Below are 21,815 nucleotides of genomic sequence, written 5' to 3'. Positions count from 1 at the left end.
AAGAAAGGTGGCAGGATAAAATAATTCTATCAAAATGCATTGGGATTTTGCAGATGAGATGAAGATAAAGATAAAGATCGAACAAACGGACGATCCTACAAAACTGGCAGAGGAACTGTTTGAGAAGTTGAGGGGATTGGTATGACAATAAATGTGACAGAAACTATACGAAAATTAATGGGGTGGTGCCCGAATACACCTTCAATGAAATTGAGATCAAATCAGGATCTTGATTTTGTAAACACTTCACTCGAACCTTCCGGCAGATCAAATCTTGAACTGGTTCAATCTGAAAACGTGATGTTCCCTGCAAATACTTCCCTGTTTTTCATTATCGTTGTATCAGTTTTAAATGCGGTTCTGTTTTTAGTCAGGGGTGAGAGTTCCACAATCCTGATTCCTACCATCGTTGCAATGTATTTCATATATTACTTCCTTGTAACAAAATTTATTCAATCAAACGTATTAATTGATGAAAGTGGGATTCATTTACAATCTTTTGAGCTGAAGCATATTACATTAAAGTACAACGAAATAAAATCAGTCACAGCAAATAAGCGCATTAGATCTACAGTTTTAATAATTCTACTACTGGCAATACCACTATCAGCTCTTGTTTCATTGGCTGTTTATTCAGCAACGATACGCGGAGAGTGGCAAATGATCATATCAATTGTCTCATTCGTACCAGGATACTTACTTGTAAAACATAACCTGGGTGGGAAATATCACGATATAGAGACACAATTATCCATCAAATATGAAAATAAAAACCGGTATACAAGATGGTATGAACTTACTTCTGATTATTCAATTATGACAGACGAGATGACAGCATCTAAAATACAGAATGCTATTGACCATTATAGGAGGACACAGTAAATGGTATCCTTTGAAAGTGTCAAAAGAATGATGGGATGGTGTCCGATGAAAGATATCGAGTTTAAACCGGCTCAAAAGAACTGCTCACCGGATTTCAAATCTAAAAATATGAATCTGAGTCAAATGGATAACCAATCAATTAAGGAAAAAGATATTCCCCTCCAAATGATAGATTGGCGCCAGTTAACGATTTTACTCACCCTTAGTTTGTCTTTTCTGATTTTAGTTTTTAACGATCAGTTTACCATAACACCTGTAGGCCATCTTATCCTTGTGTTAGTTCTCATTATGTTGATGGCATCTTTTTTCCTGTTCAATCACAACCGGGTTTCCATTGGTTCCGAAATACTGATGATAAAAACACCTCTGTTCAAACCGATAAACATTCCAAAACAGCAGATTAAAGAAGTAAAGACTATTGACAATACCGTGTACAGGAAAAGACCGCTCTATATTGTGCTCATTATAGTTATGCTACTGGCCTTTTTTGTGCATACCCGGTACTTATACAACTTGTCAACAAAATCCCTATTATTGGAATACATAAGATCAAATACTACAATGGTTGTGCTCCCTTATTTTCTTTATATATATATGATTTATATAAATCGCCGGAGATCCCATTGTCCGAAAGCGATCAAAATAAATGTTGAAAATAAGGCCATCACGCTATTTCCAAGAAATGATATTGAGTATCACATTCTGAAGGAGACATTGGAGAGATGATTGATAGTTTTGCAGAAAATATTAAGAAAATTATGGGGTGGTGTCCGGTGAAAGATATAGAGTTTAGACAACCGCAAAAAAATTGCTCACCGGATTTCCAGTCTGCAAGTTCTTTGGGTAAAACAGTTAACATTCGACAGTTCCGATCTGCTAACGTAATCTTTCCAACCAATAGCAGCTTGTATACTGCTTTCCTAATAGCAGGATTGAGTGTGTTGTTTCGTCTTCCTTCAAGTCTTGGTCTTTTGAATTATCTAATCATTGTGTCCGTGGTGTATGTTTTCTACTTTTTCATTGTATCTAGGAGCTTTCAGGCAAGTATTTTGGTCAATGATTCTGGTGTGCATTTAAGTTCCATCGGGATGAAAAATATTACATTAAACCACAGTGAGATTAGTTCCATCATTTCCAACAAGCTTGTAGAGCACTCAAAGAAAACACTTCTGATGTTGAAATGCATAGCTTTTGTAATCGTTTTTGCAATAGTTACACATATGGTCATGCTGGGGGAATGGCGAACAATTCTATCAATGATCCCACTGTTGCCATTATCCCTGTTTGTATATCAAAAACAGAAAAAAGATTACTACAATTTGGATACACAATTGTACATCGAATACAAAAATAAGAGATGGTATAAATTGAGTCCTTATTATTCGCTTATAACTGATGAGGTAACAGCATCCGAAATAGAGGATGCTATTGAACACTACAGGAAGACAGCGTAAAATACCTTCTATTGAAAGTGTCAAAGAAAGGCTGGATGGCGGATCACTCCACCATTTCCTCATTCTCTTCTGCCCAGGCAGGCTCGTTTATAGCAAAGAATTCAAGGTCAACATCCCCTGTGTTCTCCGTGGATTGTTTTGAATTAGCAGGTATGTGAACAAGCTTTCCTTTGCTCAGTTCAAATGGTACATCTTCTATGTAGAGCACACCTTCGCCTTCAAGGATATAATATACCTCAGGATTTGTCATCATGTGAGGTCCAATGGACTTACCTGGCTTAATTATCACATGAGCAATACTGTAATTGACTTCCAATTCTTTATCAGTTGTTTCAGGGTGGAACAAATTACCAATAAAAACGTCTCCAAAACGACTGAAGTGTTCAAGATCTTCAAGATCATTGGTGTAAATGTAGTCATCGAGATAAAAGCCGGAATTCACAAGGTATGTCTGGTTATCGATAGTAGTTCTCTTGATGAATGTACACTTCTTGGAAGGAGAAATCTCGCCAGGTTTTGGCCAGTAATAATGAACCCATCCCTCACCCTCTTCACTTAAAGCAGTGTCTATGAACATCCTGCCGAACGGTTTACCGTTATAATCTTCAAGATCTTTCACATCCTCACCCTCACCGCTTGCTTTAGGAGGGTAGACAACACGTATTCCTTCAGCCTTCCAGATGGTTATGTAGGAATCATTATGATACCACTGACTGTTGTTCTCTCTGAATTCAGGAAATGCAAGCTCTCCTTTTTCATCGATCAGTTCAATAGCAGCATTGACAAGGGCTATTCTTTCCTGTTTCAGGGATAATAGATCATTCTGCGCTTCTATGACTATTTGTTCTTCCTGTTCACTCATTTCTGTATTATCTGGCTGCACACAGCCTGCAGCTGCCAGCAACAGAATTGCCATGGACAGAACGCAAAGTATCTTTTTTAGTTCACTCATATTATTACACCCGTACAATTTAAAAATAATATTTGGAATTTTATTTTAAATTGCATTAAGCCTTCTTTCTTAATATATAATTATTGTATATGGTTCATTCATCAGTTTTTTATTTTAAAAAAGAACTGGGTTCATTTTCTAAAATATCGATTTGCTAATGGTCAATATGAATAGAACACGAAGAATACCAGACATAGAATGAAAAGTATCCATGCGACCGGTTCAATCTCATCACTTCTATAGTCCATGGGCTTGAACAATCATTTCCTAATTCAACTATTAATAGACCTTACATTGGATTTCCATATCATAAGATATTGTAAATATCGATCACTTTTGTGATTAAAAGTATCTGCAAGGTCTTCTGAGATCGCATGGTCTATTATGGTGGATTATGCTACTGTTGTAATCTATTAATGGTTTAATGCTAAGCCCATCAATTTTTTTTCTTTAGCCCATTTTATTGCATATAAAAACGGTGTGTCCATCGTAGCAATAAGGAGTTTGACAATATATTGACCAATTATTAGTGGAACTAATGGCATTAGACCGTAGAAACCGATCGTAATAAAAATAATGGTGTCTAAGCCTTGAGATGACATTGTGGATGCACAATTTCTCAACCATAGATGTTTACCATTTGTTTTTGTTTTGATCTTATCAAAGATAAATACGTCCCAATTCTGCGATATTATATATGCTATCAAACTTGCAAAAACAATTCTCCCTGTAGAGTTAAGAGTTAAGTCAAATGCTTCCTGTCCAGACCAGAAGGGTGCGGAAGGTAATGCTATGGCTGTTTGTATTGCTATTACCAGCAAAATAGAAGCTAAGAATCCACTCCATAGTGCTTGTTTTGCAATTTTTTTACCATGGAATTCACATAAAGCATCAGTTATGAGAAATGTAGTTGCATGAACAATCACTCCAGCTGGCACTACAAATGGACCAAACAAAGCTACTTTGGTGGCTAGTATCTGTCCCGTAACTACAAGGCCCGCAAATATCCCGATACACATGCCTACGCCATATTTTTCACCAAGGTAGCAGACGAAAGTAGCAGCAGCTAAAGTTAATATTATTAAAAGTATTAATTCATACATTTTCACGTCCTTCCATCTGTTTTTTGTATTATAGGTCCTGTGGAGATCCCATAACTGCAACTACATTGTAACTATGAATTAGGATTTCTACGTAGCTAATATCTCTTTTAGCTTAAGAGAGGAGTTCTTCTGCCTTTTCATAGCATTCACTTGCTTCATCAGGTCTGCCAAGCTCATCAAGTGCACACCCCTTTCCAGCCCATGCCTTATGATTCTCTGGATTGAGTTCTATTGCTTTATCATAGCATTCTACTGCCTCATCATGCATACCGAGTTCACTGAGAGCATCCCCTTTTCTATTCCATGAATTATCAGACTCTGGATCGAGTTCTATTGTTTTATCAAAACATTCGATCGATTCGTTATACATTCCAAGTGCCAAAAGAGTGAATCCTTTGTTGTGCCATGAATAAACAAATTCTGGATTGAGTTCTATTGCTTTATCATAGCATTCGATCGATTCGTTATGCATTCCAAGTGCCGCGAGAGAGAATCCTTTGTTATGCCATGAATAAAAATTACGAGTGTCGTTCTCTATTGCTCTATCTGAGCATTCAATCGCCTTCTCAAAGTACTCTATTGACTCATTATCTTTTCCAAGTGAATAAACGATATATCCTTTGCCGATCCATGCCTCTGCGTCTTCTGGATCGATCTCTATTGACTTATTGTAGCATTCAATCGCCTCATCATACCTGCTAAGTCCATTGAGAGAGTCTCCTTTCAAAATCCATGACTTAGGATTCTCAGGCTCGATCTCTATCGCTTTATCAGAGCATATTATAGCTTCCTCATACCTGCTAAGGGCATTGAGAGAGGCACCTTTACCATTCAATGCATCGACATTGCCTGTTTCACTCTCCAGCACTTTGTCAAAAGATTCGATCGCTTCATTGAATCGACTTGTTTCAAAAAGTTCGTTTGCGCTGGCAACCTGTGTATCCTCTTCAACACAACCAGCGGAAAAGCTTGCTATCAATAAAATGATTAAAACAAACGTTTTTGCTAATCTCATAATATATCTCCTATTTTAATTTCCGAACATTTTAGCTTTATACTAATCTGAAAGTTAACTAATTACATATATAATATATTATTTTATTGATTAATTTGTTAGAAATGTTTTATGGCATACCAATTCGAGCATTTCTACAAAGAACATAAGGGAACAATCGTGACAATGACCTTCAGAAACCATTAGTGAAAATTAAATAGAAAATAGGTTTTCGAAACAGCCCATTTTTGAATTATTTATCTTAAAAAATAATAAGAGATCATATTTTTCCGTTTGATCTCTTTCTATAATACATGGAACCAAAGAATGCAACCAGTATTAATGCAAGCAAAAGCAATAGTTTACCATTTATCTCATCTTTAACAGTATACTGGACTTCTTCGCTGGCTCCTACTGACATATCATCCTCAAGCACAGGAATATTTGCGTCTGGACCTTTACTATTAATATTTTCATTAACGATATCTGCACAGATAATAAAAGGCGAGAAACCTGTTGTTATAGCCTCAAAATATATATTGCCGTCATCCTCGTATGCCACAGTAGTGGGCAATCGATCCCAGACACCATCAGAATAGTGTTCCATACGGATGCTATTTTCATCAATGTCATTTGATATGATCCATTCTTTTGAGACAGCAAATCCTATTGTCGCTTCATCCATAAAGCCTGAAGATGATAATCTTTCATCCCCCAGAACAATATCCATACTCTGATATACTCTCACTGATGGAGATGCAGGTGCACTTTCCGGCTGCTCATTTAATAGATTAACAGTCGCCATGACGTACCCTTCATTTGTTTCTGCTTCAAAGCGTATGTCAGTGACAGGTGTGTTCTTATTAGTAAAGACATACTGCACCTCAGCATTCCTTCCTACAAACTTGACGTTTGAATCCATTGCAGCTACATTTGCAGCAGATACGGTGCTGGAGGCAACCCGAATGCGTATTCCGTCATTGTCATTCCGGGCATTGCTTTCAACAACTATTGCTTGCTGTTCTTCATTACTGGTCAGCGGAAGAAGGTCGGTGTTGTTTCCATCATCCGTTATATCATACTCCTGACAAAAACCATTTCCAACGGAATCATGCGTTTGACTCCAGCCCGTGCCATCCGACTTTGCCCAGAAATTACCTCCAAGATAAGTTCCATTGATGATATTGCTACCAGTGGTCATTGCAGTATTCCATTCATTGGACGCACCACCGGAAACATGTACATTGCTGAAAATATTGTTGAAATAGTTGTTATAGATCAGATTGCCACTTGATCCTGTGAGTGAGATTCCATCGATTATGTTGTCGCTTATATTGCAACCATACATCGTATTTTCGTCGGAAGAGGAAAGATGGACACCATACGCGTTAACATTAGCTGTGCAGTTTTTAATCGTGATATTGCTGCTATTGTGAAGGTAAAAACCATAGAAATTATTTTCAATAAATATATCCTGCACAGTTATATTCGAGCAACCGATGAGATGTACAAGCCCGGCATTTGAAGCAGGATCGATTATCACATCAGAACTGTTCACGAGATAGTAGATGGGCTTGCCATCAATTGTATTGCTCGTACTCACGGCATTCGGTTCTGAATCAAACATACAATCTAAGATATTATCGACCAAGGAGTTGTCTGCAAAATAATTGTTACCAGATCGTTGTACCATTAATCCAAATCCATTGTCCAGCATAGTACAATTCGATATGTCGTTGTTCTGTGAAGAATACATATGGATGCCAATGAAATTATCCGAGACATAGCAGTTAGTTATGTTACATCCACTTGATTCATCAACATATATCCCCCAAGAACCACCTGAAACATTTATGCTGGAAATTGTGATATTATCCGCTATTATAACGATCGTACGGTCTTTGGAATCAGGAGAGATTACACTAACATCTGCAGGGTTGCCACTAGATGAAACAAGGCTAATGTTATCACCTGTGAACTGGAGTTTCTCATTATAATTACCCGGCTCAACCACTATCGTATCACCACTTGATGCAGCACATATAGCTTCATCAATGGTTGTGAAATCAGCAGTTCCACTACTGTTCACAACAATGGTCGAATTAACTACATGAACAAAAGAGCTTTTTAATGAGATGTTACTACCAAAAGCATTTGATGCGTTTAGAGAAACATTATACCTGCCCGGATCTGAATAAGTGTGCAGAGGATTTTGAGCTACTGATGTGGAATTGTCACCGAAGTCCCATTGCCATGTATCCGGAGAATAAAGACTTGCATCGTGGAAATCTACGGTTTCATTCACATGGACATACCTTGTACCTGCTACAAATCCTGCCTCTGGCTTTTTTTCTTCTGTTGTGAAAGCCTTTATGCAGGCGTTCTTGTTATATTCGGATATGTCTTCCCACTCGGTACCATTAAGGCTCATATAACTCTGGCCTGTTTCTGCATGGGCATTGCTGCTGAACCCAGGTATTACCATTTCAATTGCAATGGGATTATTATAATCCAGGGTTGTAAATTGTACTACCACTGAGAAATTTTGTCCTGTCTGGATTGAAACATTGTCATCGAGATCGATTGTATGGTAGCCGGCAATGGGAATACTACCATTCTTTACAGAAACAAGGGCGGAACTGTTTACCGGGCCATCTTTCGGGTCCAGATAGACAGAGATGTTATAGAATGAGTTAGAGTCCACAGTATAGAAGCTCACTGCTTCCAGAGTCTCGTTAGAGCTTGCCGTGAAAATATTTGCACCGTATGCTGTAGTATTATTATAACCTGTGCAGGCAGCCCATCCAAGTGAATCGTACTGGTAGATATGGTCATAGTTACTTACATTTTCTGCCGTGAACATGAAATTAGAAATATAAGGTTTAGTACCTAATCCCTCTGGCCCTTTATCGGATCCAACTACACTGTCATAGTAGGATATATAGAAATAGCCATCTTCACCCCAGCTATCACCCCAGGAATTCTTTATAATAAAAGCTCCGTTCCCCGGTGCTGCAGGAGTGAAGTTATGCCTGTCAAAATTGTCATCCCATCCGACTAAAGTTACATAATGATTCATCCACGGGTAGTCAACATCGTCGTAGCAATAATAACTATTGTTATCCGAATTAAAGAATGAGTTATCATGCCACATGCCCACGGAGATTGCACCATAATCAGTGAGTATCCATTTGAAGAGATTATCCGAAGTGTTTATCCCCGGAAGTATCATGATCTCTTGGACATGTTTTGCTACAGTTGTATCAGAGGGAGATGATCCTGAAAGGTCATTATAAGGATCATCGGACTCAAGCACCGGACCATCCCATCTGGTCAGATAGGCAGCTGTAAACAGGTCCAGGCCCTCACCGTAATGAGGACGGTCAAATCCATCTTGATTAAAATATACTAAAGTATTCTTGGCATTATTCTCAGAAAAGTCCCAGTCCTCTGACCTGCTGTGCAAAAGATAGGATTCCAGGGAAGCCATACCTGAATGCGCCCAGCAACTACCGGCATTGCCCTGATCCCTTATTTCTGTGACACCATTGTTGTCACGCAGGTCGTAGCGGGAAGGATAACTCGCCGTGCCAGTTGTCATGACACCGGAAGATCTAAATCCATACTCTTCGCTTGCCACAAATTCTTCCATATTCACAGGTGAAAGGTGAGATAAATCTACAGGAGAAGGAATTATTCCGGTTGGATGTACGATATTTCCAGCTAACTCATCATCCTGTAAAACATGGATGCTGTTTAAAATATCCTTGGATGAGACATCACCAGAACTATCTGATAATGTGAGACTTGAAATAGTAACTGAATTTATCGAATAATCATTCTGGCTCTTTTCCAGTTCTTCCTGGTACTGGACGAATGCAGGATTGAGGGGTGCTATGGATATTTTTGAAGCAGAGGATTCATTCGAATTTGGAACTGCGTTCTGGTCAATACCTGCTGCATTACAGGAAGTTGATAGCAATATCAGTACAAGACAACACGCAAGCAATAAATTTCCCAATAGCATAGATTTTTTCATAGTACACCTCAATAACTGGATGAGTAGTATACCTGTAAAAATATATATATATTGATTGCTGCTGAAAATAGACTAACTACAAGAATAATAATTTAGAGATTCTTGTGAATAGAAAGAAGTACTTCTACCTGAGATACAATATTTATTCTAAGTAATTGATATTTGAAGAAGAAATATTTGAGATTTTTATCTATTTATTTATTTATTTATTTATTTAGATATTTATTTACTTTCCATTATATCTGATTTATATCTAATTGAATATGACCAGGTCTATGTAATAATACTATTACTGTGATAATGTTTTAACTCTGAATTTGAATTTTCCTATTGCAACCATGACAAATTATTCTCTTTAAAAAAGTGGAGTGAGAAATCACTCCAGAATTATCTCGTGCTCTGGTTTCCAGGCAGGCTCGTTTATAGCAAGGAACTCAAGGTCAACATCTCCGGTGTTCTCCATGTGCTGCTTTGCGTTTTCAGGTACAAGGACAAGTTGTCCTTTCCTAAGTTCAAACGGCACATCTTCTATGTAGAGAATACCTTCACCCTCAAGAACATAATATGTTTCCGGGTTCTTCATAATAAGTGGCTCAAGGAAATCACCTGGTTTGATTATAAAGTGTGCAATGCTGTAGTCTATATCCAGACCCATATCAACTCTATTCGGATTGATCAGATTTCTAATGGTTGCTTCTCCAAAGTAGTTGATATCATCAATGTCTTCGAGGTTTTTATTATAGGTGTAGTCATTGACGTAAAAACCTGAATGCACAAGATATGTCTCGTTGCCGATGGTAGTTCTCTTGACGAAAGTAGATTTCTTGGAAGGAGCGGTCTCACCTGGTTTTGGCCAGTAATAATTTACCCATCCCTCGCCATCTTCGCTTAAAGCAGTCTCAATAATCATCCTGCCTAATGGTTCACCGTTATAATCTTCAAGATCGAGTACACTCCCGCCTTCACCATTTACTTTAGGAGGGAAGACAACACGTATTCCTTCAGTCTTCCAGACGGTGATGTAGGAATTATTATTGTACCACTGGCTGTCCTTTTCTCTGAATTCAGGAAATGCAAGTTCTCCTTTTTCATCTATCAGCTCAATAGCAGCATTGACCAGGTCTATTCTTTCCTGTTTCTGGGAAAATAGCTCACTGTGCTCTTCTACGATTATTTGATCTTCCTGTTCACCAATGTCTGTGTCTTCAGTTGATCCAACACAACCCATTCCCAGGGTTGATATAAGTAAAATAATAATTAAAATGCCTGTTATTTTTTTCATCGAGTAATCACAGGTATACCAATAGGATTTTTCTATATTTGTATATTTCTAAAGTTTAAATAATATTTATTTTTGGTACGAACACATCATCTTTTTATTACGAGATGCTCACAACACAAGTCTGTTCACTCTAAAACGTCTATGCACTTTTAGCTCCATTGATGTCTGTTTACATTCAATCAATTGTATTATTTTTTACGAATAACTTCGAAACATTAAAGTATGGTCCTTGTTAACAATTACCATTATCCGAGCTTGCTACATGTTAGCAAGCGTCAAACAAAAAAAATGGCAAGTGGTATTTATGTTAGGTATTGATGACCCTCAGATATGGTTGGCCTATGTCCTGTGCATCGTAAGTGCACTGGGATGTATGGTATATGGGCTTTTAAAGTGGAACGAAGAAGAGGACGAGGAGTGCTAAGATGGCGGTCAGTACTTCAACCCTGGGAATATTTGTCCTGATCTATATGCTCGCCGTTTTCTATTGCGGCTGGCTTGCATACAGGAGAACTAAAGAGGTCGACGACTACATGCTCGCCGGAAGAAAGGTCAATCCTTACATTCTCGCACTTTCCTATGGTGCAGCATTTATCAGTACAGCTGCGATCATCGGTTTTGGCGGTGTGACAGGAACGCTTGGTCTGGGAACCCTCTGGCTCGTATTCATGAACATATTTGTAGGTATTTTCATCGCTTTTGTCGTATTTGGAAAAAGGACAAGAAGCATTGGCGTGAACCTTAATGCTGTTACATTCCCTGAACTTCTGGGAAGACGGTTCCAGTCACGTTTCATTCAGGGTTATTCCGGAGCTCTTATCGCTTTGTTCATGCCTCTTTATGCAGGAATTGTCCTTATCGGTGGTGCAAGGTTCATGGAAACCGCACTTTCCGTTGACTATAATATTGCGATCCTTATCCTGACAGTTATTGTTGCTGCCTATGTTATCACAGGCGGATTGCTTGCTGTTATGTATACCGATGCACTTCAGGGAACCCTTATGCTTGGTGGTATGGCAGTTCTTCTCGCACTTACCTATGCAAAACTTGGCGGTATCGTTGAAGCTCATCAGGCACTCACTAATCTTGCACCACTTGTACCTGAATCACTGGCTGCAGGTGGTCATCAGGGATGGACAGCAATGCCGGTATTCGGCTCTCCTATTTGGTGGACAATGGTATCAACCATCATCCTCGGTGTTGGCATTGGTGTGCTTGCACAGCCACAGCTTGCGGTAAGGTTCATGACCGTTGACAGTAAGAAATCCCTGAACAGGGCAGTCTTCGCTGGTGGCCCTTTCATCCTCATGATGGCAGGTGTCGCATACATCGTAGGTGGACTTTCAAACGTTTATTTCTTTAATACTACCGGAATGCTTGCCATTGAAGTTGCAAAAGGAAACATGGACGTCATCATGCCTGAATACATCAACAGTGCAATGCCTGAAATGTTTGTTATCGTCTTCATGATAACCTTGCTTGCAGCTGCAATGTCAACCCTTAGCTCACAGTTCCACACAATGGGAACAGCCATCGGACACGACTTCTATCGCGAGTTCATGATGAGGGGGAATGCAGGAAAGACCGTGGATGTTACAAAGATCGGTATCTCAGTGGCCATCCTTGTCAGTGTCATCCTTGCATACATTTTGCCTATAAGCATCATTGCAAGGGCTACTGCTATATTCTTCGGACTTTGTGCAGCAGCTTTCCTCCCAACTTATATGGGTGCACTGTTCTGGAAGAGAATGACAAAAGAAGGTGCAATTGCAAGTCTTATCGTTGGTACTTTCAGCAGCCTTTTCTGGCTCACTTTCGTCCATGCAAAGGAAGCAGCACCTCTTGGCATCTGCCAGGCACTCTTTGGCACAGAGACATTACTTACAGGAACATGGACAGTTATCGATCCAATCCTTGTGGCAACCCCTCTGGCAATGCTGGTTGCAATTGGTGTAAGTCTTGTTACGACCCCGCCAGCAGTGGATCACCTTGAGAAGTGCTACGGAACTAAGAATTGAGAATTTATTACTGGATATCATGAGTTGCAGGCGATGTTAAAGCCTGCATCTGACTTTTTTATTTAGTTTCTCTTTTTATATTATTGCATTAAGTTCGAATTTAATCCTAAATGATTGTTTTGGGATATAGTTAATATGAAACTTTTTGTACGCAAGACTGAAAATGAGAAATGTATGAATATTGATCATTCCACTCATTTACCAGTTTGTCTGAAATTTTTTTTTATATATCCATATAATTTTAAATTAAAGGGTCTCTGAATTTTATATAAGCACAGATACAATTCAAAAATATTATATATAACTTGAAGTTACCAATAACCGATTGGTTTAGTTGAACATAACGCTATTGATGACATTTATAGAAATAACTTATGGAAACTAAGCAAAATAATCCCAATCAATGTGCTATAAATATACGGGAATGAAGGTGCTTTTTATGAATAAAAGAAATCAAGCGTTAGTGTTCGCCATAGCAATTATTATTTTCATAGCTCTTTCGGCTATCTTAACTAATTCAAATGATGGCGAACAGAAAACCACCTCCATCACCATATCTTCATCAGCGGTGTTGACCGAAGTGTTCACAGATATGGAAAAAGAGTTTGAGGCTGAAAATCCTGAGATAGATGTTATACTAAACTTTGCAAATGCTGGTTCTTTAAGGATGCAAATTGAAGGAGGGGCACCTATAGATGTGTACGCTCCAGCAGATAGAGTCCAAATGGATATTCTGGCTTCTGATGGATTCGTTTACAACGATTCTCGGAAAGACTTTGCAGGTAGCTACCTTGTGATAATAGTTCCAAAAGGTAATGTTCTTAACCTAACAACAATGGAGGACCTTTCAAAGCCTGAAGTAAAAAGGATAGCGTTCACCGATACAGAGATTTCAACAGTGGGTAAGTATGCAAAGCAATCGCTGATTGAAAAAGGCCTATGGAATAGCGTGCAAAATAAGATGATAATAGGTGACACGGTAAAAAATGCAATGGTTCATGTAGAGAGAGGAGAAGTTGATGCCGGATTTGTCTTCATGACAGATGTCAAGACTGCAAAACCAGATACCATAGAATTGATAACTTCTGTACCGATGAGTGAAACTATTAATTATCCCATCGCTGTAGTTACATCAACCCAACACCAGAAAGAGTCTCAGAAATTCGTCGATTTTGTTACGGGAGAAAAAGGTAGCTCGATATTGGAGCAGTACGGTTTCACAATTCCAAAACATGATCTAGAAGGTGCCTGATAAGGCCCTTCTCTGAAAATGGCATTAGAGGCTTGACAGCTTTACCATCTTCTTCATTCGTCGAATTTGTTTCCAAAAATTGTCACCTAATTCCCATAGAAAAGCGATAAAAATGACGATAGGCATCCTTATATAGTTCCGGCCTGCAACATTACTTACCTGTTAAAAGAGGAGTAGATCTATGCCTGTAATAAGCCTGATAGGATGCAGGATGTTCGAAGATGAGATCGTTCATCTTGTTGAACATGATCCTTTGATAGATAACCTGATCATAGTCGAGAACAAGGACTGTGCCGGCATTGTAGAGAAGCTGGATGATATTGGGGTTTCTTACAAACTTGTACCTGAAAGTAAGCTGGCATCCCTGTGCTCAGAACAATGTACTGATTCCTATTGCTGTATCATAAATATACTTGAATTTGCATTACATGCTATACCCACCAACCTCAAATCCGAGGTCTATGCGAAAGTCGAAGAAATGGCACCTTACTCGGAAGGTATACTTTTGTTCTATGGACTTTGCGGTAATGTTCTGGGGGATATTGAAAAGGATCTCGAGGATATTGAGTGCAAGATATGTATCCTCAAGGAAGAGAACGGGGAGATCATCGATGATTGCATAGGCGCAGTGCTTGGAGGCAGGGAGGCATATCTGCACCACCTCAAGAGCTTCAAAGGAATAGGCACCTTTTTCCTGACACCAATGTGGGCAGCGAACTGGGGAGATATGCTTGTTGCCGGTGGTTTTGGAAAGGACCCAAATGATACTGAAACTTCTAAATTCGTTTTTGATGCGGTCGGCTACAAGAAAGTAGCAAAATTGGATACCGGACTGCGTTATGAAAAGAAGTTCGATGACATCGTGAAGGAGTTTGCGGAGATATTTGACTTTGACATCGTGAATATCGAGGGAGAACTTGGCCTCATTGAAGGTTGCTACAGGAAGTTCCGCAATGAAGTTTTGAAAATGGAACACTGATCAATAGAATTGTCTGTTGTTCATCCCCGGCGTAATATTATTAATGTTGTTGTGTATTACCTGAACTGCATAATCCATCTATCTCTATCCATTAATCCATATCTTCAGGGTGATCTTTGTTGAAACGAGTACTTGCCACAGGAACTTTTGATATTTTACATCCCGGACATGTTTTCTTCTTAAGTAGTGCCCGTGCTCTTGGTGATGAGCTTTATGTCCTGGTCGCAAGGGATTCCATGATAAGACACAAGGCAAAGCCTATTGTTCCTGAAATTCAGAGACTTGAAATGATAAGTTCATTAAAGGTCGTAGATAAAGCAATGCTTGGAAGTGAAAAGGACATCTTCGACCCGTTATATGAGATAGATCCCGACATCATAGTTCTTGGTCATGACCAGACCTTTGATATTGAGGAACTTCAGAAAAGCCTGGAAGAAAAAGGATTTAAGGCAAAAGTCACACGCATCGACGAATCACTGAAGTGTCCACTATACAGCAGTGGAAGAATAGTCAATAAGATACTCGAGCGATATTGTGAAAGTCAGGACTAACTACCTAAGTAACTGGTTAACTAACAAATCTGCCTGATCTAATTCAAAATTGTTAAAATAAAAAATAGAAGCAACCTAAAAATAAAAGGTTTAGAGGAGTGTGTCCTCTATTCTCTGAAGTGCTTCCCTTATCCTTTCCTGTGATGTAGCATAGGAGATCCTTATGAAATCCTTGCTGCTTGCACCGAATCCTGAACCCGGAGTTACTGCTACGTGTGCTTCCTGCAACAGTTTGTCTGCTATTTCATCACCGTTACCGAACGCGCTTACATCGGCAAATGCGTAGAAAGCACCATCTGGCTTCTTGCACTTAAAGCCGATCTTGTTCAGGCCATCGATAAGGATATCACGTCTTGCTTTGAACTCCGTGATCATGTTATTGACAGGTTCCTGTGGTCCTTCCAGTGCTGCCACGCCACCAAACTGTGCGAAGGTCGTAGCGCTGCTTACGGAGTGGGAATGGATCTTCTTGAAACCGCTCATAAGTTCCGGTATAGCTGCCACATAACCAAGTCTCCAGCCGGTCATTGCATATGCTTTTGAGAAGCCGTTAACTGTTATTGTGCGGTCGTGCATCCCATCCAGTGAACCCATGCTGATGTGCTTTTTATCATAGATGATCTTCTCGTAGATCTCGTCGGAGATCACAAGCAGGTCGTGGTCGATAGCAAGGTCTGCAACTGTCTTGAGCATCTCTTTATCATATACTCCTCCTGTTGGATTGCAAGGGGAATTTACGATGATGAGCTTTGTCTTGTCAGTTATGAGTTCCTCAATTCCATAAGGCATGAATCCGTTGTCCGGATCAGTAGGTGCCCAGACAGGGTTTGCACCTGCGAATTTGATGCAGGGGCTGTAAGATACCCATGAAGGATCAGGAAGGATAGCTTCATCATTGTCATCAAGTACTGACATAATGATCTCAAAGATCGCCTGCTTTGCACCAGGAGTGACAAGTACATCATTTGAGGTCAAATCAAGCTTGTTCTCATTTACCAGCTTGTTTGCAATTGCTTCCCTGAGTTCCGGAATACCGTTTGATGGTGCATAATGTGTTTCACCACGGTACATTGCGTCAGCAGCTGCCTTGCAGATGTGTTCAGGAGTGTCAAAATCAGGTTCTCCGAGACTGAAACTGATGATATCGATACCTTCACTTTTCAGCTTGTTGGCAGCGTTTGCGATCTTTATCGTTGCCGATTCTTCTACACGCTCAAGTCTTGATGATGGCATAGGAATTACCCCTCATTATATCGTTTTTAAAGTCAAATTGGAATTGTACAGGTTATTTAAGACGTCTGACAAGCTTTACTGCAGCTTCAACAGCACGTTTTGCATAATCAACACGCTGATGTGCTTCCATGCGTGTCATGCCAGGTCCTGCAATACCAAGTGTCACTGGTTTGTCAAATTCAAGTGAAAGATCGGTGATCTTCCTTGCAGCGTGCTGGACAACGATCTCGTCGTGCTTTGTAGCACCTTCGATCACAATACCAATTGTGATCACAGCATCGATGTCGTCTCTCTTGCAAAGTTTCTTGATAGCAAGAGGCATATCATATACGCCAGGTACCAGAATGGTGTCTATGACCTCAGCGCCAAGGAACTTTGCATGCTCTGTTCCCAAAAGCTCCATCTGGTATGTCAGGTCCCTGTTAAACTCAGCTACAACAAATCCCAATCTAATAGGTTCACTATCACTCAAAGCATATAACTCCTTTATAATGTATATAATGTCGAACTTCTATTATTCATTAAACATCAATCTTGCATATAAATATACGTATGGGCTATTATTTCATCCAATTTCGTATCCCAGTAGTGTCCCAATTTTGCACGACGTCATGCACAAAAATGAAGGCATGATACACAAAGATTAATAGAAATGCTTTCAAATAACAAGCTGATGCTATCAAATGTTGCTATACTGCTTGTCGGCCTGACACTATTGGTCAAAGGCTCGGACCTTTTTGTCAGTTCAGCATCTGCCATTGCAAAAAAACTTGGGGTTTCAGAGTTTATTATCGGGCTAACTCTTGTTGCTATTGGAACTTCCATACCTGAACTTGCTTCCTCGATAGCGGCTTCACTTTCACGATCAAGCGGAATTGTTGTAGGAAATGTCGTAGGTTCGAATATTGCGAACATAGCCCTCATAGTAGGCTGTGCTGCGATCATTTCGGTGGTGAAGACAAATTCAGATATGCTAAAAAGAGACGGATACATTATGCTTTTTGCTACCACCCTTTTCCTGCTTTTTGCATTTGATCTGCAACTATCAAGGAGTGAAGCAGTCATACTTATCCTTTTTTATGTAGCTTATGTTTTCTTTTTGTTCGAGGACAAGTCAAAATATAAAGGTAAGTCCTATTTCGTGGAGTTTATTGGTTATTTTGTCAAATTCAAATATGTTGAGTCGATGAACAATCGTATCAGAGAAGGGATCAATGGCTTTAACTCTGATGACAAAAAAGAGACTGAAAGGGAACGCGGAAGCATTTCAAAAGACCTTCTTATTCTTGCTGTTAGCGGAATAGCAGTGATATTCGGTGCCAAGTACTTTGTCAACGAAGCAATATTCTTTGCACAACTATTTCAGTTGCCTGATACCTTTGTTGGTGTCACACTTGTTGCAGTAGGTACTTCCCTTCCTGAACTGATGGTGACAATATCTGCTGCACGCAAAGGTTATGGAAATATTGCGATCGGAAATGTGATCGGCTCCAACATCACCAACATATTCCTGGTACTGGGAATCTCTGCGTTTGTATTTCCTCTCGAAATAACAGGACTCAGTATCATGTTCACGATCCCGTTCATGATAATGATCAGCGTGGTTCTGTTATGGTTCATTAACACTCACTGGGAGATCAGGAGAATAGAGGGAATAGCACTGATAGTGCTTTATGTGATCTTCCTGATATCATTATTCAGGTACGGTGTGGCATTTTGATCATAAAACCATTATTAATTTTTTAATTGATCTATCAACCAACAATTGACTGATTCGGCATTAATTAAATAGTTATCAAAATAGACTTATCATTAATGATCACTTGCCAATTATTTTTTCAACACATGGGAATAAATTCTGCAAAAAGGTACCATAGACGCCATGTTATTTGATTTGTAAATGATCTGCAGACACTCTGATCGATAAATTTTGCAACCCACAAAATATATAACACATCCTTTCACTGATTAGAGCCAATGAAATTAAGACCTCAATAAGTTTTATTCAACATTGAGAATGCATTCAATGTTAACTGGAGATTTTAATATCCAAAAGCCAAAAAAGAAAATTGAAGTACGAAACCTAACTAAAATTTTTGGGAAAAAACCCCGAAAAGCTCTTTCTCTTATCGAAAAGGGATTCACTAAGCGCGAAATTTTTGAAAAAACCGGTCAGAACGTTGGACTTTACAACGTTAATTTTGATATCTACGAAGGCGAGATCTTTGTAATAATGGGCCTTTCAGGCTCAGGAAAATCCACTCTTTTGCGATGTATAAACCGCCTTATAGATCCTACTGACGGACATATTCTCCTCGATGGCGATGATGTTGCCACAGCAAGTTCGGAGGAACTGCGAGAGATGCGCAGGAAAAAAATGGGAATGGTTTTCCAGAATTTCGCACTTATTCCCCACAGAACTGTTCTTGATAATGTTGCATACGGTCTTGAGATACAGGGCGTATCAAAGGATAAAAGATATCCTAAAGCAAATGAAGCTATCGAGACAGTTGGTCTCAAAGGTTATGAAGACAGCAGAACATCACAACTTAGCGGAGGGATGCAGCAAAGGGTTGGACTTGCACGAGCACTTGCAACTGACCCCGATATCCTCCTGATGGATGAAGCTTTCAGCGCTCTTGACCCCCTTATAAGAAGCGAGATGCAGGATGAATTGCTTGCACTGGAAGACAAGATGCAGAAAACTATCGTTTTCGTATCTCATGACCTTGATGAAGCGCTGAAGCTGGGTGACCGTATCATGATCATGCATGACGGAAAGATCGCCCAGATAGGCACTGCTGAAGAGATCCTTACAGAACCTGCTGATGATTATGTCTCAAGGTTCGTGGCAGGTGTTGACCGGACCAAGATATTTACTGCAGAAGCGGTAATGAAACGTGCCGAACCAGTGGTATCAATTAACGCCGGTCCGAAAGTTGCTTTGCAATTGATGAGGGAACATGGCATATCCTCTATTTTTGTTGTGAACAGGGAAAAGCATGTTGAAGGTATCATTAAGGCGGATGATGCATTAAAAGGCTCAAAAGAAGGAAAGGGTCTTAGAGATGTCATGTCTGATGATGTCACAATAATTCATCCAGATACGCCTTTAAACGAACTTATCCCGATAATAGAGAACAGTTCCCCCCTTGCAGTCGCAAAGGATGATGGAAAACTTAGTGGAATAATTGTAAGAGGAAGTGTACTTGGTGCACTTGCGATCGAGGAGGTCTGATCGATGGCTATAACTAAAATACCGATAGGCGAGGCCATAGAAGTTCTGGTCAACTGGATCGAAGGTAATTTTGGAGTATTGCTGGACCTTTTCAGTGATGCAACCGATTACATGATATCCGGTCTTAATGATATACTGCTTTTGTTCCCTCCTATATTATTCACACTGATCATTGCAATTGCTGCATATTTCATTGGTAAGAAAGATCGAAAACTTGCAATTGGAAGTGCTGTTGGTCTACTCCTGATCGATAATATGGGACTGTGGGAATTGTCGATGGAAACGATTGCACTTGTACTTGCATCGGCTTTCCTTGCATTACTTGTTGCAATACCATTGGGAATTATCTCAGCAAAGAATGAGATGGCATTCCATGTGATCAAGCCAATACTTGACCTGATGCAGACAATGCCTTCATTTGTGTATCTAATTCCTGCTGTCATATTCTTCGGACTTGGAAATGTCCCCGGACTTGTTGCAACTATTGTTTTCGCAATGCCTCCGGCCATCAGGCTTACAAACCTGGGCATCAGACAGGTCCCAAAGGAACTGACAGAGGTCGCCGATGCATTTGGTTCGACCCCACTGCAGAAACTGGTCAAGGTGGAACTTCCAACTGCACTGCCAAGTATAATGGCAGGTGTCAACCAATGTATCATGCTTTCACTTTCAATGGTAGTGATCGCTGCCATGATTGGTGCGAGAGGTCTGGGATATCAGGTCCTTATTGGTATACAGAGGGTCGATATCGGACAGGGATTCGAAGCAGGACTTGGAATTGTGATTATTGCGGTCATACTTGACAGGTTCACACAGCATCTTACGCCTAAGTAAGATGCATCTTTCTTTCATAGCGGCAATGCCGTATGATAACTATATAAAAATAAATTGGAGAATATTTTAAAGTTTGTGATATTTTGAAAAGTAAAATGAAATCATTTATGTTGATTCTAGTATTGATTTTGACCCTTGTTGCAGCTGGTTGTACAGAGCAGGGTGATGCAAACGAAGATGAAACTGTTTCCGAAGAGGTTACAGTCGGATATGTCCTCTGGGACGGAGAGATCGCAAGTACCAATGTGATAGAACAAGTACTTGAGATGAAGGGCTATGACGTAGAGATCATAGCAGTAGATGCAGGTGCACTTTACCAGGGTCTTTCACAGGGAGACTTTGATTTTACAACATCCGCATGGTTACCTATTACCCAGGAGAACTACTGGAACCAGTATGGTGACCAGGTTGTCAACGTAAGACACAACCTTGAAGGATGTCAGCTTGGGCTTGCAGTTCCTACATATGTTGAAGTTGATTCCATCGATGAGCTCAATGCAAACAAGGAAGCATTTGATTCTGAGATAATAGGCATCGATCCTGGAGCAGGGATCATGCAGAATACCGAAAATGCAATTGAGGTATACGAACTTGATTACACACTTATCTCAAGCAGCACAGCTGGAATGACCGCTGAGCTTAGCAGGGCTATTGCTGATGAAGAACCTATAATTGTTACACTCTGGTCACCACACTGGGCATTTGGCCGCTGGGATCTCAAATACCTCGATGATCCGGAAGGTGTATTTGGTCAGGCAGATAATGTGGACACCCTTGCACGTATGGGTCTTGAAGAGGACATGCCGGAAGTTTATGGCGTGCTTACAAGGTTCCACTGGTCACATGAAGATATACAGTCAGTAATGCTTGACATGGAAAGTGACATGTCTCCAGAAGAAGCAGCTGCAAAGTGGATCGAGAACAATCCCGAAAAGGTAAACGAGTGGCTTGGTGAGTAATTACTCACCCCACTTTTTATTTTAGCTACTATACCCATTTTAGCT

The 21,815-nt window shown here is 39.8% G+C and carries 19 protein-coding genes; 12 read left to right on the top strand and 7 right to left on the bottom strand.

Features of this window, described 5'->3' with window-relative positions; translation table 11 throughout:
- Positions 1–141: 141 nt before the first annotated feature.
- From J7W08_RS03240 to J7W08_RS03230, 3 genes are read left to right on the top strand one after another with little or no spacing between them, the layout of a single operon-like run.
- The gene (locus tag J7W08_RS03240) at positions 142–882 is read left to right on the top strand and encodes a DUF1673 family protein (protein WP_233085214.1); all 741 of its coding nucleotides are present in this window, start codon (positions 142–144) and stop codon (positions 880–882) included.
- Positions 883–1,608, top strand: coding sequence for a DUF1673 family protein (locus J7W08_RS03235; protein WP_233085213.1), 726 nt, complete (start codon positions 883–885; stop codon positions 1,606–1,608).
- Positions 1,605–2,336 carry a hypothetical protein gene (locus tag J7W08_RS03230; protein ID WP_233085212.1) on the top strand — a complete coding sequence of 244 codons (732 nt, stop codon included), beginning with the start codon at positions 1,605–1,607 and terminating at the stop codon, positions 2,334–2,336. The genes J7W08_RS03235 and J7W08_RS03230 overlap by 4 nt, the downstream gene beginning before the upstream one ends.
- A 43-nt stretch (positions 2,337–2,379) precedes the next feature.
- Here the strand turns inward: J7W08_RS03230 and J7W08_RS03225 are convergent, their stop codons facing one another.
- The 5 genes from J7W08_RS03225 to J7W08_RS03205 form a co-directional block, all read right to left on the bottom strand.
- On the bottom strand, positions 2,380–3,288 hold the full coding sequence (locus J7W08_RS03225) for a cache domain-containing protein (protein WP_233085211.1): 909 nt from the start codon (positions 3,286–3,288) through the stop codon (positions 2,380–2,382).
- A gap of 413 nt (positions 3,289–3,701) precedes the next feature.
- The gene (locus J7W08_RS03220; RefSeq protein ID WP_233085210.1) at positions 3,702–4,391 is read right to left on the bottom strand and encodes a queuosine precursor transporter; all 690 of its coding nucleotides are present in this window, start codon (positions 4,389–4,391) and stop codon (positions 3,702–3,704) included.
- Positions 4,392–4,503: 112 nt separating this feature from the next.
- Complete coding sequence (locus tag J7W08_RS03215) at positions 4,504–5,406, bottom strand: tetratricopeptide repeat protein (protein ID WP_233085209.1); 903 nt, start codon at positions 5,404–5,406, stop codon at positions 4,504–4,506.
- A gap of 259 nt (positions 5,407–5,665) precedes the next feature.
- Complete coding sequence (locus J7W08_RS03210) at positions 5,666–9,424, bottom strand: lectin like domain-containing protein (protein ID WP_233085208.1); 3,759 nt, start codon at positions 9,422–9,424, stop codon at positions 5,666–5,668.
- 376 nt (positions 9,425–9,800) lie between these two features.
- Positions 9,801–10,706: a cache domain-containing protein gene (locus J7W08_RS03205; RefSeq protein WP_233085207.1), complete on the bottom strand. Its 906-nt coding sequence runs from the start codon at positions 10,704–10,706 to the stop codon at positions 9,801–9,803.
- Between the two features lie 304 nt (positions 10,707–11,010).
- On the opposite strand from J7W08_RS03205, the gene J7W08_RS12290 reads away from it, so the two are divergent.
- The 5 genes from J7W08_RS12290 to J7W08_RS03185 all read left to right on the top strand — a co-directional run bounded on the left by J7W08_RS12290 (position 11,011) and on the right by J7W08_RS03185 (position 15,506).
- Positions 11,011–11,130 carry a symporter small accessory protein gene (locus J7W08_RS12290; protein WP_330217372.1) on the top strand — a complete coding sequence of 40 codons (120 nt, stop codon included), beginning with the start codon at positions 11,011–11,013 and terminating at the stop codon, positions 11,128–11,130.
- A 1-nt stretch (position 11,131) separates the two neighbouring features.
- On the top strand, positions 11,132–12,724 hold the full coding sequence (locus tag J7W08_RS03200; protein ID WP_233085206.1) for a sodium:solute symporter family protein: 1,593 nt from the start codon (positions 11,132–11,134) through the stop codon (positions 12,722–12,724).
- 439 nt (positions 12,725–13,163) lie between these two features.
- A complete protein-coding gene (gene modA, locus J7W08_RS03195; RefSeq protein WP_233085205.1) occupies positions 13,164–13,976 on the top strand; it encodes a molybdate ABC transporter substrate-binding protein in 813 nt (270 codons plus the stop codon).
- Between the two features lie 181 nt (positions 13,977–14,157).
- Positions 14,158–14,955 carry a DUF1638 domain-containing protein gene (locus tag J7W08_RS03190; protein ID WP_233085204.1) on the top strand — a complete coding sequence of 266 codons (798 nt, stop codon included), beginning with the start codon at positions 14,158–14,160 and terminating at the stop codon, positions 14,953–14,955.
- Positions 14,956–15,071: 116 nt separating this feature from the next.
- Positions 15,072–15,506, top strand: coding sequence for an FAD synthase family protein (locus tag J7W08_RS03185; RefSeq protein WP_233085203.1), 435 nt, complete (start codon positions 15,072–15,074; stop codon positions 15,504–15,506).
- A gap of 90 nt (positions 15,507–15,596) precedes the next feature.
- Here J7W08_RS03185 and J7W08_RS03180 read toward each other — a convergent pair whose 3' ends face one another.
- Both J7W08_RS03180 and ribH read right to left on the bottom strand, forming a co-directional pair.
- A complete protein-coding gene (locus J7W08_RS03180) occupies positions 15,597–16,739 on the bottom strand; it encodes a pyridoxal phosphate-dependent aminotransferase (RefSeq protein ID WP_233085202.1) in 1,143 nt (380 codons plus the stop codon).
- Positions 16,740–16,791: 52 nt separating this feature from the next.
- Entirely contained in the window at positions 16,792–17,211 is a 420-nt protein-coding gene (ribH, locus tag J7W08_RS03175; protein WP_201770303.1) for a 6,7-dimethyl-8-ribityllumazine synthase, read from the bottom strand.
- Positions 17,212–17,391: 180 nt separating this feature from the next.
- Here ribH and J7W08_RS03170 point away from each other — a divergent pair, with 180 nt between their 5' ends.
- The 4 genes from J7W08_RS03170 to J7W08_RS03155 all read left to right on the top strand — a co-directional run bounded on the left by J7W08_RS03170 (position 17,392) and on the right by J7W08_RS03155 (position 21,770).
- Positions 17,392–18,459, top strand: a complete 1,068-nt coding sequence (locus J7W08_RS03170; protein WP_233085201.1) for a calcium/sodium antiporter — start codon at positions 17,392–17,394, stop codon at positions 18,457–18,459.
- A gap of 306 nt (positions 18,460–18,765) precedes the next feature.
- Complete coding sequence (locus J7W08_RS03165) at positions 18,766–19,977, top strand: quaternary amine ABC transporter ATP-binding protein (RefSeq protein WP_233085200.1); 1,212 nt, start codon at positions 18,766–18,768, stop codon at positions 19,975–19,977.
- Positions 19,978–19,980: 3 nt separating this feature from the next.
- Positions 19,981–20,811 carry an ABC transporter permease gene (locus J7W08_RS03160; protein WP_233085199.1) on the top strand — a complete coding sequence of 277 codons (831 nt, stop codon included), beginning with the start codon at positions 19,981–19,983 and terminating at the stop codon, positions 20,809–20,811.
- Positions 20,812–20,906: 95 nt separating this feature from the next.
- Positions 20,907–21,770: a glycine betaine ABC transporter substrate-binding protein gene (locus tag J7W08_RS03155; RefSeq protein WP_233085198.1), complete on the top strand. Its 864-nt coding sequence runs from the start codon at positions 20,907–20,909 to the stop codon at positions 21,768–21,770.
- Positions 21,771–21,815 lie beyond the last annotated feature (45 nt).

The organism is Methanococcoides orientis (assembly GCF_021184045.1).
Classification (GTDB): Archaea; Halobacteriota; Methanosarcinia; order Methanosarcinales; family Methanosarcinaceae; genus Methanococcoides; species Methanococcoides orientis.
This window is presented reverse-complemented; position numbering and strand designations above follow the sequence as displayed.